This window comes from Oceanibaculum pacificum, assembly GCF_001618175.1.
Lineage (GTDB): Bacteria > Pseudomonadota > Alphaproteobacteria > Oceanibaculales > Oceanibaculaceae > Oceanibaculum > Oceanibaculum pacificum.
In genome coordinates this window covers 1-13139 of record NZ_LPXN01000175.1, presented here as the reverse complement: position 1 = coordinate 13139, position 13139 = coordinate 1, and the positions used below count along the sequence as shown (strand labels likewise).

Genomic DNA, 13139 nt, shown 5'->3' with positions numbered 1-13139 from the left:
CGGCTCCTCAGCATGAGGTCATCAGGCGGCACCGGCAGCATGTCCCAAGGCTCCCTTGCCCTGAGGAGCCGCGCAGCGGCGTCTCGAAGGGTGCGACGGCAAGCTCTGACCTCAGCACGAGGCCGGGAGGCGCCGGCAGGATGTCCAGGGATGACCTCGCCCCGAGGGGCCTCCGCGAGCCGGCGTCTCGAAGGGGCGAGCGGCAACGCCGGCTTCTCTTCCTGATTGAGCTGTCAGCTTGGTTGACAACACACGCCACTTCCAAAAGACTGTGCGCCACTCTGCGTAGGTCGCGGGGAACCGGAGACCTACAATCCGGAAAGCATGAAACGAGGGAGGACGCGGTCTGTGACCGTCCAGAAGGAAACCCGCACGGGCGGGCAGTTGGTCGTTGACGCCCTGAAGACGCACGGCGTCGAGCTTGCTTTCGGCGTCGCGGGCGAGAGCTATCTCGAAGTGCTCGATGCGCTGGTCGACGTTCCCTCGATCAAATACATCACCTGCCGCCAGGAAGGCGGCGCGGCCAACATGGCGGAAGCCTATGGCAAGCTGACCGGCAGGCCCGGCGTGTGCATGGTCACGCGCGGCCCCGGCGCCACCAACGCCTCCATCGGCATCCACACCGCGTTCCAGGATTCGACGCCGATGGTCGTGCTGGTCGGCCAGGTGGCGCGCGAGCAGGTCGGCCGCGAGGCGTTCCAGGAGGTCGATTACCGCCGATTCTTCGCGCCGCTGGCGAAATGGGTCGAGCAGATCGACCAGGCCGAGCGGGTGCCCGAGATCATGCACCGCGCCTTTCACATAGCCAGTTCCGGCCGGCCCGGTCCGGTTGTCGTGGCGCTGCCGGAAGACATGCTGCGCGACCGCGTCGAGGTGCGCGCGGCGAAGCCGTACCAGGCGTCCCGCCCGGCGCCGGGCGGCGCCGATATCGAGGCGCTGCGCGGCCTGCTGGCCAAGGCGAAGAAGCCGGTTCTGCTGGTCGGCGGCAGCGGCTGGAGCGACCAGGCGGCCAAGGATATCAGCGCCTTCGCCGAGGCCAACAAGATCGCGGTCTGCTGTTCCTTCCGCCGGCAGGATATTGTCGGCACGGATCATCCCGGCTTCATCGGCGATCTGGGCACCGGCACCGGGCCGAAGCTGCTGGCGCGGGTGAAGGAATCCGACCTGCTGATCGTCGCCGGCGCGCGGCTGGGCGAGATGACCACCCAGGGCTACAGCCTGATGCCCTCGCCGGAGCCGGAAAAGACGCTGGTCCACATCCATGTCGATCCCATCGAGGTCGGCCGAACCTATCGCCCGGAACTCGGCATCGTGTCGGGCATGCCGGAGCTGGCGGCGGCCCTGGCCGCGATGCCGCCGGTCGACGCCAAGGCCTGGGCCGGCTGGACCGAGGCCGCGCGCGCCGAATTCACCGCCTGGTTCGAGCCGGAGCCCTATAAGGGCAGCCATCTCGATACCGGCAAATGCATGCTGGCCCTGCGCGACATGCTGCCGGCCGACGCCATCGTCACCGTCGATGCCGGCAATTTCAGCGGCTGGCCGCAGCGTTTCCTGAAGTTCGGCCGGCCGGGCCGGTTGCTTGGCCCAACCAGCGGGGCGATGGGCTACAGCGTGCCGGCCGGCGTGGCCGCGTCGATCGCCTATCCGGGGCGCGTGGTGATCTCCTGCGTCGGCGATGGCGGTTTTGGCATGACCGGCCAGGAACTGGCGACGGCGATGCATCACAAGGCGACGCCGATCATCCTGGTGTTCAATAACGGCATGTACGGCACCATCCGCATGCATCAGGAAAAGCGCTTCCCCGACCGGCGCAGCGCCACCGACCTGACCAATCCGGATTATGCGATGCTGGCCAAGGCGCACGGCGCGCATGGCGAAACGGTAACCAAGACCGAGGATTTCGTCCCGGCGCTGGAGCGGGCGCTGAAATCCGGCAAGGCGGCGATCATCGAATTGCAGACCGATCCGGAGCAGATCAGCACCCGCACCACCATCAGCGCCCTCAAGGCTGCGGCGAAGAAGGCGTAAGATGACCGAGAGAAAGAAGCCGGAAGAGCTTCGCAGCCACCGTTGGTACGGCGTCGACGATCTGCGGTCCTTCGGGCACCGCTCGCGCGCCAAGCAGATGGGCTATGCGAAGGAGGATTGGGCCGGCAAGCCGGTCATCGCCATCCTGAACACCTGGAGCGACATCAACCCCTGCCACAGCCACTTCAAGGTGCGCGTGGAAGAGGTGAAGCGCGGCATCTGGCAGGCCGGCGGTTTCCCGGTCGAGATGCCGGCGATCTCGCTGTCGGAGCCGTTCCAGAAGCCGACCACCATGCTCTATCGCAATCTGCTGGCGATGGAGGCGGAGGAGCTGCTGCGCAGCTACCCGGCCGATGGCGTGGTGCTGATGGGCGGCTGCGACAAGACCACGCCGGGGCTGATCATGGGGGCGTTGTCCATGGATATCCCCGCCATCTACATGCCGGCCGGGCCGATGCTGCGCGGCTTCTGGAACGGCGCGGTTCTGGGCAGTGGGTCGGATAGCTGGAAGTACTGGGCCGAGCTGCGCGCCGGCAACATCACCCAGGAGGACTGGGAGGGCGTGGAGGACGGCATCGCGCGCACCGCCGGCACCTGCATGACCATGGGCACCGCGCCGACCATGATGTGCGCCGCCGAGGCGCTGGGCCTGACCCTGCCGGGGGCGGCCTCGATTCCCGCCGCCGATTCCAACCATGCCCGCATGGCGACGGCCTGCGGCCGGCGCATCGTCGACATGGTATGGGAAGATTTGAAGCCCTCCGATATCGTCACCGAGAAGGCGGTGGAGAACGCCATCACCACGGTCGTCGCCATGGGCGGCTCGACCAACGCGGTGGTGCATCTGGTGGCGATGGCCCGGCGCGCCGGGGTCGATCTGAACCTCGACACTTTCGATGCGATCTCGCGCCGCACGCCGTTCCTCGCCAATATCCGCCCCTCCGGCAAATACATCATGGAAGATTTCCATTATGCCGGCGGTATCCGGGCTTTGCTGGCGGAGCTGGGTGACCTGCTGCACCGCGACTGCATGACCGCCAATGGCCGCACGCTGGGCGATAATCTGGAGGGCGCGCATATCGTCAATGACGATGTGATCCGCCCGCAGGCCAATGCGCTGAGCAAGGAAGGCGGGCTCGCCATTCTGCGCGGCAGCCTGGCCCCGGACGGGGCTGTCATCAAGCATTCCGCCGCCGATCCGAAATTCTGGAAGCACACCGGCCCCGCCGTGGTGTTCAAGGATTACAACGACATGGCGCGGCGGATCGACGATGTGAATCTGAACGTCACCGCCGATTCGGTGCTGGTGCTGCAGAGCGCCGGGCCGAAGGGCGGGCCGGGCATCCCGGAATGGGGCATGCTGCCGATCCCGCAGAAGCTGCTGAAGGAGGGCGTGCGCGACATGGTGCGCATCTCCGACGCGCGGATGAGCGGCACCAGTTACGGCACCTGCGTGCTGCATGTCGCCCCGGAAAGCCATGTCGGCGGGCCGCTGGCCTTCGTGCAGGATGGCGATCTGATCGAGCTGGACGTGGCCGAGCGCAAGCTGAACCTGCTGATCTCCGACGCGGAAATGGCGAAGCGCAAGGCCGCCTGGACCCCGCCCAAGGAGCACTATCAGCGCGGCTATGGCGCGATTTTCCAGAACCACATCACCCAGGCGGATAAGGGCTGCGACTTCGACATTCTCGAAGCCGGCGCGCCGACGCCAGAGCCGGAGATTCACTGATGGAACTGCCCCGGAACGCGTTCAAGAAAGCGTTGCACGACGGCAAGCTGCAGATCGGCTTCTGGTCCGGCCTGTGCAGCCCGATGGTCGCCGACATCCTGTCCGAGGCCGGCTATGACTGGCTGGTGCTGGATGCCGAGCATTCGCCGAACGATCCCATCGACATCATGCATCAGCTGATGGCGATGGAGCATCAATCCGTCACCATGCCGGTGATCCGCGTGCCCTGGAACGACCAGGTTTTCATCAAGCGGGTGCTGGATGTCGGCGCGCGCACCATCCTGGTGCCGATGGTGGAGACGGCGGAGCAGGCCCGCGCCGCCGTGGCCGCCTGCCGCTATCCGCCGCAGGGCATGCGCGGCGTCGCCGGCTCCATGCGCGCCAGCCGCTATGGCCGGATCAAGGATTATCACAAGAAGTCCAATGCCGAGATCTGCGTGCTGTTGCAGGTCGAAACCAAGCCCGGCCTGGACGCGCTGGACGAGATCGCGTCGGTTGAGGGCGTGGACGGTGTGTTCATCGGCCCGGCCGACCTGTCGGCGGCGCTGGGCTATCTGGGCGACAATCGCAACCCGGCGGTGCGCGAGGCGATCCTGGGCGCGCTGGCGCGGCTGAAGAAGGCGGGCGTGTCGGCCGGCATCCTGGCCCCGGTCGAGGAGGATGCTAAATTCTGGATCGAGCAGGGCTTCGGCTTCGTGGCGCTGGGCAACGACGCCGCGCTGCTGGCCCGGCAGGCCGAGGCTCTGTGCGCCCGTTTCAAGGGGTAAGGACTTAGATGACCGCTTCGATCACCGTTTCCGTACAGGCGTTGCAGGAGCAGATGGCGGCGATCTATCGCGGCTGGGGCATGGCCGAGGAGGCCATTGCCCGCACCGTGGAGATCATGCTGGAGGCCGATGTCATGGGCATCGACTCGCATGGCGTCACCATGTTTCCAACCTATGAGACGTTGCAGAAGGACGGCCGCCTGACCATGAACCCGCAGGTGCGGGTGGTGAAGGAAACGCCGGTGATGGCGGTGATCGACGGCGATGGCGGGCTGGGTCACTACCCGTCCAGCATCGCCATGGACATGGCCATCGAGAAGGCCAAGAAGGTCGGCATGGCGGCGGTCACGGTGCGCCATTCCAACCATTATGGCGCTGCCGGCGTCTATGCGCTGCGCGCCGCGCGGCATGGATTGATCGGCATTTCGACCTCCTCGGTGTGGAACCCCTCGGTCGTGCCGACCCGCTCGGCGGAACCGATGTTCGGCACCAACCCGTTCGCCTTCGCAGCACCGACCAAGCGCAACGAGCCGTTCCTGTTCGACATGGCGACCAGCACGGTCGCCATCGGCAAGCTGAAGCTGGCCTGGCTGGCCGGCAAGCCGGTGCCGGAAGGCTGGGCGCTGGATGCCGCGGGCCAGCCGGTCACCGATGCCGAGGTCGCGATGAATTCGCGCATGCTCACCCCGCTGGGCGGCACGTCGCTGATGGGCAGCCACAAAGGCTATGGCCTGGGAGCGATGGTCGAGGTGCTGTCCACCATGCTGGCCGGCGCGACCTACGCGCCGCTGCGCCCGGCCGAGCAGAAGCATTTCGATATCGGCCATTTCTTTTTCGCCCTCGACCCGCATTGCTTCCGCGAGAAGGATGGGTTCGAGGACGATCTCGACGCGATGATCGACCGGCTGCATGCGGCAACGCCGGTCGATCCCGCCCAGCCGGTGCTGGTTCCGGGCGATCCGGAGCATCAGCGCCGGGCGCAGCGGGAGACGGAAGGCGTACCGATCGCCGGCCCGATGGTGGAGATGCTGGCAGGCATCGCCCAGCGTGCCGGAGTGCCCTTTACGCTAACGCAGTTGGCGGCGTAAGGGGATTTGTGTCAAAATCAACAATAAGAGCCGCGCATATCAAAGCGGTCTTGTAAACGCTTACTTAATTGGGAGGATGCTCATGACTACGAAATTCAAGACTGCCGCAATCGCGGCAGGCGTTGGTATAGCGTTGCTGGCCTCGGCCGGCGCCGAAGCGCAGCAGGTCCGTCTGATGACCGGCCCGCAGGGCGGGTCCTGGTATCCGCTGGGCGGCGCCATCGCCAACTTCGCCGGCAAGGATGGCATTAAGGTTCAGGTCCTGCCGGGTGCTGGCATCGCCAATGTGAAGGCCGTGCAGGCCGGCAAGGCCGATTTCGGCTTCGGCAATTCGATCTCGACCGTCGATGGCGTCGCCGGCCGGCCGCCCTTCGAGGAGAAGGCCACCAATGTCTGCAACGTGGCGACGCTGTATCCGCAGTATTTCCAGATTGTCGCCAACGCCGATGCCGGCATCAACTCGGTTGCCGATCTGAAGGGCAAGGCGATCGCCGTGCAGCCGAAGGGCAACACGGCTGAGTTCATCAGCCAGCAGATCCTTGAGGTCTATGGCATGAAGTATGACGACATGAGCAAGGTCAGCTACGTGTCCTATACCGATGCCGTCTCGCTGATGAAGGACAATAACGCGCAGACCTTCACGCTGGGCACGACCGTGCCGGCCTCCTCCATCATGGACCTTGCCTCGGCCCGCGACATCAAGCTCGTCGATGTGCCGGACGACAAGTTCAAGGAGATGCGGGCGCTCAACCCCGGCTATACCAAGCTGACCATCAAGGCCGGCTCCTATCCGAAGCAGGATAAGGACGTGCAGGCTGTCGGCTACGCCACCCATGTGATCGCGCGTTGCGATCTCGACGAGGATGTCGTCTACAAGGTCACCAAGGGCCTGGCCGATAACAATGCCGACCTGACCTCCATCGTGCGCGTGATGAAGGACACCGACGTCAAGGTGATGGCGACCGACACCGGCGTGCCGATGCACAAGGGCGCCGCGAAGTTCTACAAGGAAAAGGGCGCGATGTAAGTCCCTGGCTTCCTGACGGGAGCCACTGCCTGCCGTTCGCGCCGTTCCGCGGTCCGAACGGCAGGCTTTTCCTTATCGGACTTTGCGTTCAAACCAATCCCGTTCCGGGAGTACCCTGTCGATGTTCCTGCCCGCTAACGTCTCCCGCTGGCTGATTACTGTCATCGCCGTGGCGATGTCGGCGTTTCACCTTTATGTCGCCTTCGTCGGCCCGCCGGACGCCTATGTGATGCGCGGTTTGCATCTGGCCTTCGCGCTTGGGATGGCGTTCCTGATTCTCTGCGGCTTCAACGGCAAGGCGGACAGGCCAAGTATTTTCGATCTGGCGCTGATGGCGGTGGCGGTGGCCGCGGCGCTCTATCCGATGCTGAATCTCGACTACATCATCAACCGGATGTACTACGTCGACGATCCCATCTTGACCGACTACATCTTCGGCATCGCGCTGATCGTCATGGTGTTGGAAGCGACACGCCGGGCCACCGGCTGGGCGTTGCCCATCACCGCCATGTGTTTCCTGGCCTATGCGCTGACCGCCGGCAACCAGTCGATCGGCATCGTGCTCGACCAGCTCTATCTGACGACCGAGGGCATCTTCGGCATCCCGCTCTATGTCTCGGCCACCTATGTGATGCTGTTCATCCTGTTCGGCGCCTTCGTCGAGCGTAGCGGGGCCGGGCAGCTCTTCATGGATTTCGCGCTGGCGCTGGCCGGTTATTCCGCCGGCGGCCCGGCCAAGGTGGCGGTCATCACCTCCTGCATGTTCGGCACCGTGTCGGGCAGCGCCGTGGCCAACGTCATGACCACCGGCACCTTCACCATTCCGCTGATGAAGCGCACCGGCTACCGCCCGGCTTTCGCCGGCGCGGTGGAGGCGGTGGCCTCGACAGGCGGTCAGCTTATGCCGCCGATCATGGGTGCGGCCGCCTTCGTGATGGCGGAGTTTCTGGGCACCAGCTATCTGACGGTGGCAACCTTCGCCATCCTGCCGGCGGTGCTATACTACGTCGCCGTCTTCATGGCGGTGCATTTCGAGGCCAAGCGCATCGGCCTGCGCGGCCTGCCGCGCGCCGACCTGCCGCGCGCCGGCCAGGTGCTGAAGGAACGTGGCCATCTGTTCCTCCCGCTGGTCCTGATCATCGCCGTCCTCTTGGCCGGCTACAGCACCAGCCTGTCGGCGCTGATCGGCATTGTGTCGGTGGTGCCGACCACCTGGCTGCGGTCCAGCACCCGCCGCACCTTCACCCCGATGGCGATCATCGAGGCGCTGGAATCAGGCGCGCGGAACACGCTGATCGTGGCGCTGGCCTGCGCCTGCGCCGGCATCGTCATCGGCGTCATCACGCTGACCGGCCTGGGCCTCGACTTCACCAGCGTGGTCATCGCGCTGTCGCAGAACTCGATGATCCTGGCCCTGGTGCTGACCATGATCGCCGGCATCATCCTGGGCATGGGCCTGCCGACCACGCCGGCCTACATCGTCCAGGTGGCGTTGCTGGTGCCGGCGCTGGTGAAGCTGGGCGTCATGGTGGAGGCGGCGCATCTGTTCGTGCTGTACTTCGCCGTGCTGTCGGCCATCACCCCGCCGGTCGCGATGGCGGTCTACGCCGCCAACGGCCTGTCGGGCGCCAGCCTGATGGAAAGCAGCTGGGCGGCGGTGAAGCTGGGCCTGACGGGCTATGTCATCCCCTTCATGTTCGTGTTCGGCCCCTCGCTGCTGCTGATGGGCGAATGGACCGATGTGCTGCGCACGGCGGTGACCGCGACGGTGGGCGTGACCTGCCTGGCCGCCGGCTTGCATAAGTACTTCATCGGCCCGCTGCGAATATGGGAGCGGGTGGCGCTGCTGGTCGTCGCCTTCCTGCTGATCGACCCGAAGCTGGTCACCGACCTGATCGGCGCGGCGATCCTGGGGTTCACCATCGCCAGCCAGCTGCTCTACAAGCCGACCTGGCGCGACGATATGGAGCCGGCTCCCGCCCGCGCCCCGGCGACGGACCAGCCCAAGGGCGGCTGATCCCCGCTACATAAACGACGCGAAGCCGGCCGGCGCTCGACAGCCCGGCCGGTTTTGCGTTACAGCAGAGGCCAGTTTCGCAAGCCCGGACCCTCCCATGACCGACATCTTCGCCGAAGCCGGCATCGACCTTGCCGATCCCGCCTCCTTCGCCCATTGGCGGGACGAGAGCATCCGTTTTTCCGACGTCGACATGCTGGGCCATGTGAACAATGTCAGCTACGCCGCCTATTGCGAGGCCGGGCGGGTGCATCTGATCCGCGAGGTCGCCGCGCGCACCGGGGTGCACAATGCCTGGGTGCTGGCCCGTCTGACCATCGATTACGGGGCGGAGGTGATGTTCCCCGGTACCATCCGCATCGGCACGCGGATGACGCGGATCGGCACCAAGTCGGTCACGATGGGGCAGGGCATGTTCGTCGAGGGCCGCTGCGTCGCACGCTCGCTGGCCGCCCTGGTCTGCTTCGATCTGGAAAGCCGCAAGACGATTGCCGTGCCGCCGCTCGTGCGCGAGGCGCTGACGATTCTGAGTCCCCAGCCGACCCTGGTGGCCTGACCCCCAATCGACCCGGCCGGACGCCCGCTGCTTCTTGTGTGAGCAGCGGGCGTTTGCGCATGCCTATTCTTTTGGCGGCGTTATTTTAGCGTTTTTCGACTCTTCAAGCACTTAGCCTGTGGCACGGCTATTGCTCCATCGCTTGTATGCAAGATTGGTGGACGAGACGGGCTGACGAGAGCCCTTCGATAGACGAGGCGGTCATTTCCGCCATCCTGGCCGGCCGGGTGCAGCCTGGCATGCGGCTGGGCGAAAGCATGCTGGCGGAAATCTTCGGCGTATCGCGCACCAGGGTGCGCGAGGCGATGATGAAGCTGGAGGCGCGCGGCATCGTGCATGTCAGCGCCCGGCGCGGCTGGTTCGTGGTCGAGCCCTCGGCCGACGATGCCCGCGCCGCCTTCCATGCCCGCAAGGTGATCGAGACCGGCCTGCTGATGTCGGTGGAGGCGATCCCGCCCGCCGCCATGGAGGCCCTGCGCCTGCATGTCGAGGAAGAGGCGACCATCGTGCAGTCCGGCAGCGTGCATGACCGCACCTGCGCCCTGGGCGATTTCCACATCCATTTGGCGGAGGCGCTGAGCAATCCGCTGCTGACCGAGATCATCCGCGACCTGACGGCGCGCACCGTGCTGGTGTCGATGCTCTACCAGTCGGTCGACGACGCGGCGTCTTCCAACGCCGACCACGCCGCCATCCTGGATGCGATGCAGTCCGGCCGCTGGGCCGAAGCCGCGGCGCTGATGGCAGCGCATATCGACCAGGTCGAGGCCGGGCTGGACCTCTCCGCCCGGCTCGACCCGCTGGCCGGGCTGAAGGACATCCTCACCCCGGCCGCCACACGCCCCAGTTTCTCCCGCTCACCCTCCTGACCTTTGAAAGGATGCTCGCCATGAACCGCAGGACGGCACTCTCCCTCTTCGCCTCGGTGGCTGTTGCCGCCGTCGCCTTGTTCGCCACCGCGCCCTCGGCCCATGCCGATGCGTTGGCCGACATCACCAAGCGCGGCACCATTCGCATCGCCGTGCCGCAGGACTTCCCGCCGTTCGGCAGCGTCGGTACGGATATGAAGCCGGTCGGCTACGATGTCGACACCGCCGCCCTGATCGCCAAGAAGATGGGCGTGAAGCTGGAACTGGTGCCGGTGACCAGCGCCAACCGCATCCCCTTCCTGCAGACCAACAAGGTCGATCTGGTGATCTCCAGCCTGGGCAAGAACCCGGACCGCGAGAAGGTAATCGACTTCTCCGACGCCTATGCCCCCTTCTTCAACGGCGTGTTCGCCCCGGCCGATGTGAAGGTGGCCAGCGCGGCCGACCTGTCGGGCAAGTCGGTCGGCGTGACGCGTGGCGCCATCGAGGATCTGGAACTGTCGAAGATCGCCCCGGCCGACGCCACCATCAAGCGCTACGAGGATAATAACGGCACCATCTCGGCCTTCCTCTCCGGCCAGGTGGACGCGATTGCGACCGGCAACGTCGTCGCCGCCGCGATTCTGGAGCGCAACCCGCCGAAGCGGCCGGAGGCGAAGTTCCTGATCAAGAACTCGCCCTGCTATATCGGCATGAACAAGAGCGAGCCGGCGCTGATGGCCAAAATAAACGCCCTCCTGGCCGAGTCGAAGAAGGACGGGTCGCTGACCGCGATCGCGCAGAAATGGCTGGGCGCGCCGCTGCCGGCCGACATCTGATCCGTTCCGGGCGGCGCTGTTTCGGCAGCGCCGCCGCCTTGGAGGCCTCATGGGCTATCAGTTCGAATTCGGCTGGATCGTCGAGTATCTGCCGCTGATCGTCAGCGGCATCGCGACCACGATACAGCTTATTGCGGTCGGCGCGGTAGCCGGCATCCTGCTCGGCATCGCCTGCGCCTGGGTGCGGGCGCTGGGGCCGGTGTGGCTGCGCCCGCCGGTCGTCGCCTATGTCGAGCTGATCCGCAACACACCGTTCCTGATCCAGCTTTTCTTTATCTTTTTCGGCCTGCCGTCGTTGGGCGTGCAGATGTCGGAACTGCAGGCGGCCAACCTGGCGATGATCGTCAATCTGGGCGCCTATAGCTGCGAGATCGTGCGCGCCGGCATCCAGGCGACGCCGCGCGGCCAGTTCGAGGCCGGGGCGAGCCTGGCGATGAGCCCGTTCGAGACCTTCCGTCATGTCGTGCTGATCCCGGCCCTGCAGCGCATCTGGCCGGCTTTGTCCTCGCAGGTGGTGATCGTGATGCTGGGCAGCGCCGTGGTCTCGCAGATCGCCGCCGAGGATCTGACCTTCGCGGCCAACTATATCCAGTCCCGCAATTTCCGCGCCTTCGAGACCTATATCGTCGCCACCATCCTGTATCTCGCGCTGTCGATCCTGCTGCGCCAGGCGCTGCGCGGCGTTGGCCTGCTGCTGTTCCCGAGGCGCGCGCCATGATGATGGAATTCACCACCTGGGACATTCTGCGCAACCTGCTGCTGGCGGCGCGCTGGACGGTTCTGCTGTCGCTGGTTTCCTTCGTCGGCGGGGCCATTGTCGGTCTGGCCGTGCTGTTCGTGCGCATCGGCCACCGCCGCTGGGCGCGGCGCTGCGCGGAGGGTTATGTCGAGCTGTTCCAGGGCACGCCGCTCTTGATGCAGCTTTTCCTGGCCTTTTTCGGGCTGGGGCTGCTGGGCTTCGATGTGCCGGCCTGGCTGGCCGCCGGGCTGGCGCTGATCCTGTGGAGCGCGGCCTTCCTGGCGGAAATCTGGCGCGGCTGCGTGGAGGCGATCCAGCGCGGCCAGTGGGAGGCCTCGGCCAGCCTGGGCATGGGCTATCTGCAGCAGATGCGCTGGGTGATCCTGCCACAGGCGTTGCGCATCGCCGTGCCGCCCACGGTGGGTTTCTCGATGCAGGTGGTGAAGGGCACGGCGCTCACTTCAATCATCGGCTTCGTGGAGCTGTCCAAGGCCGGCACGATGGTCACCAACGCCACCTTCCAGCCTTTTACGGTCTACGGGCTGGTGGCGCTGATCTATTTCGTCCTGTGCTGGCCGCTCTCCAAGAGCAGCCAGATTCTGGAAAGGAAGCTCAATGCCCCTCATCGCCATCACTGACGTGAAGAAGCGCTTCGGCGAGAACGAGGTGCTGAAAGGCATCAATATCGATGTCGAGCCGGGAGAGGTGATCGCCATCATCGGCAAGAGCGGTTCCGGCAAATCCACGCTGCTGCGCTGCATCAACGGGCTGGAGAATATCGATGAGGGCTCGATCCTCGTCGCCGGCGCGCATCTGGCGCCTGACGAGGCGTCGCTGAAGGCGCTGCGGCTGAAGGTCGGCATGATTTTCCAGCAATTCAACCTGTTCCCGCATCTCTCGGCCGGACGCAACGTCATGCTGTCGCAGATGGTGGTGAAGAACACGCCGAAGGACGAGGCCGAGGCGATGGCCCGGCGCATGCTCGACCGGGTCGGGCTGGGGCACAGGTTCGACGCCTTCCCCGACCAGCTCTCCGGCGGGCAGCAACAGCGCGTCGCCATCGCCCGCGCGCTCGCCATGCAGCCCATCGCCCTGCTGTGCGACGAGATCACCTCCGCTCTCGACCCCGAGCTGGTGGCCGAGGTGCTGGCCGTGGTGAAGGAACTGGCGGCCGACGGCATGACCCTGCTGATGGTGACCCACGAAATGCAGTTCGCCCGCGACGTCTGCCACCGCGTGGTGTTCATGCATGAAGGCCGGGTGCATGAATCCGGCCCGCCAGAGGATGTGTTCGGCGCGCCCCAGACGCCGGAGCTGCGCCAGTTCGTCGGCCGGCATTAGGGCTTGCCCCCGATCCGTGCCGAGTGGGCCGCCTGATGCTTCGAGACGGCCGCTATCGCGGCCTCTTCAGCATGAGGTCACCAAGCAGCACCCTTGAGAGGGGGGCGCTTCTTCCAACGTCCCTCATTCCCGGGCTTGTCCCGGGAATCCAGGGTTCAGC

Annotated in this window: 12 protein-coding genes; all 12 read left to right on the top strand. The window is 65.7% G+C overall.

The genetic code is table 11. The features are described from left to right. The first annotated feature begins 348 nt into the window (after positions 1-348). Entirely contained in the window at positions 349-2028 is a 1680-nt protein-coding gene (locus AUP43_RS18140; protein WP_157089422.1) for a thiamine pyrophosphate-binding protein, read from the top strand. 1 nt (position 2029) lies between these two features. Beyond that, positions 2030-3757 (top strand): L-arabinonate dehydratase, encoded by a 1728-nt coding sequence (gene araD, locus AUP43_RS18135; RefSeq protein ID WP_067560314.1) that lies wholly within the window; start codon positions 2030-2032, stop codon positions 3755-3757. After that, a complete protein-coding gene (locus tag AUP43_RS18130; RefSeq protein WP_067560313.1) occupies positions 3757-4524 on the top strand; it encodes an HpcH/HpaI aldolase family protein in 768 nt (255 codons plus the stop codon). The genes araD and AUP43_RS18130 overlap by 1 nt, the downstream gene beginning before the upstream one ends. 8 nt (positions 4525-4532) lie before the next feature. Beyond that, positions 4533-5612 (top strand): Ldh family oxidoreductase, encoded by a 1080-nt coding sequence (locus tag AUP43_RS18125; protein ID WP_067560312.1) that lies wholly within the window; start codon positions 4533-4535, stop codon positions 5610-5612. A gap of 82 nt (positions 5613-5694) precedes the next feature. After that, positions 5695-6639: a TAXI family TRAP transporter solute-binding subunit gene (locus AUP43_RS18120; protein ID WP_067560311.1), complete on the top strand. Its 945-nt coding sequence runs from the start codon at positions 5695-5697 to the stop codon at positions 6637-6639. 121 nt (positions 6640-6760) lie between these two features. After that, positions 6761-8656, top strand: a complete 1896-nt coding sequence (locus AUP43_RS18115) for a TRAP transporter permease (protein ID WP_067560310.1) — start codon at positions 6761-6763, stop codon at positions 8654-8656. 97 nt (positions 8657-8753) lie between these two features. Next, on the top strand, positions 8754-9212 hold the full coding sequence (locus AUP43_RS18110) for an acyl-CoA thioesterase (RefSeq protein WP_067560308.1): 459 nt from the start codon (positions 8754-8756) through the stop codon (positions 9210-9212). Positions 9213-9358: 146 nt separating this feature from the next. After that, positions 9359-10081 carry a GntR family transcriptional regulator gene (locus AUP43_RS18105; protein WP_067560306.1) on the top strand — a complete coding sequence of 241 codons (723 nt, stop codon included), beginning with the start codon at positions 9359-9361 and terminating at the stop codon, positions 10079-10081. 20 nt (positions 10082-10101) lie between these two features. After that, positions 10102-10899: a transporter substrate-binding domain-containing protein gene (locus AUP43_RS18100; protein WP_067560304.1), complete on the top strand. Its 798-nt coding sequence runs from the start codon at positions 10102-10104 to the stop codon at positions 10897-10899. A 49-nt stretch (positions 10900-10948) separates the two neighbouring features. Beyond that, complete coding sequence (locus tag AUP43_RS18095) at positions 10949-11617, top strand: amino acid ABC transporter permease (protein WP_067560303.1); 669 nt, start codon at positions 10949-10951, stop codon at positions 11615-11617. Further along, positions 11614-12276 (top strand): amino acid ABC transporter permease, encoded by a 663-nt coding sequence (locus AUP43_RS18090; protein WP_456093701.1) that lies wholly within the window; start codon positions 11614-11616, stop codon positions 12274-12276. Before AUP43_RS18095 ends, AUP43_RS18090 begins: the two co-directional genes overlap by 4 nt. Beyond that, on the top strand, positions 12254-12979 hold the full coding sequence (locus AUP43_RS18085) for an amino acid ABC transporter ATP-binding protein (protein WP_067560301.1): 726 nt from the start codon (positions 12254-12256) through the stop codon (positions 12977-12979). Before AUP43_RS18090 ends, AUP43_RS18085 begins: the two co-directional genes overlap by 23 nt. Positions 12980-13139 lie beyond the last annotated feature (160 nt).

What these genes read in the sequence shown, in the direction of transcription:
- AUP43_RS18110 (WP_067560308.1), top strand. Translation starts at nt 8,754, where the DNA reads ATGACCGACATCTTCGCCGAAGCCGGCATCGACCTTGCCGATCCCGCC.
- AUP43_RS18130 (WP_067560313.1), top strand. Translation starts at nt 3,757, where the DNA reads ATGGAACTGCCCCGGAACGCGTTCAAGAAAGCGTTGCACGACGGCAAG.
- AUP43_RS18115 (WP_067560310.1), top strand. Translation starts at nt 6,761, where the DNA reads ATGTTCCTGCCCGCTAACGTCTCCCGCTGGCTGATTACTGTCATCGCC.
- AUP43_RS18125 (WP_067560312.1), top strand. Translation starts at nt 4,533, where the DNA reads ATGACCGCTTCGATCACCGTTTCCGTACAGGCGTTGCAGGAGCAGATG.
- AUP43_RS18100 (WP_067560304.1), top strand. Translation starts at nt 10,102, where the DNA reads ATGAACCGCAGGACGGCACTCTCCCTCTTCGCCTCGGTGGCTGTTGCC.
- AUP43_RS18120 (WP_067560311.1), top strand. Translation starts at nt 5,695, where the DNA reads ATGACTACGAAATTCAAGACTGCCGCAATCGCGGCAGGCGTTGGTATA.
- AUP43_RS18105 (WP_067560306.1), top strand. Translation starts at nt 9,359, where the DNA reads ATGCAAGATTGGTGGACGAGACGGGCTGACGAGAGCCCTTCGATAGAC.
- AUP43_RS18085 (WP_067560301.1), top strand. Translation starts at nt 12,254, where the DNA reads ATGCCCCTCATCGCCATCACTGACGTGAAGAAGCGCTTCGGCGAGAAC.
- AUP43_RS18095 (WP_067560303.1), top strand. Translation starts at nt 10,949, where the DNA reads ATGGGCTATCAGTTCGAATTCGGCTGGATCGTCGAGTATCTGCCGCTG.
- AUP43_RS18090 (WP_456093701.1), top strand. Translation starts at nt 11,614, where the DNA reads ATGATGATGGAATTCACCACCTGGGACATTCTGCGCAACCTGCTGCTG.
- araD (WP_067560314.1), top strand. Translation starts at nt 2,030, where the DNA reads ATGACCGAGAGAAAGAAGCCGGAAGAGCTTCGCAGCCACCGTTGGTAC.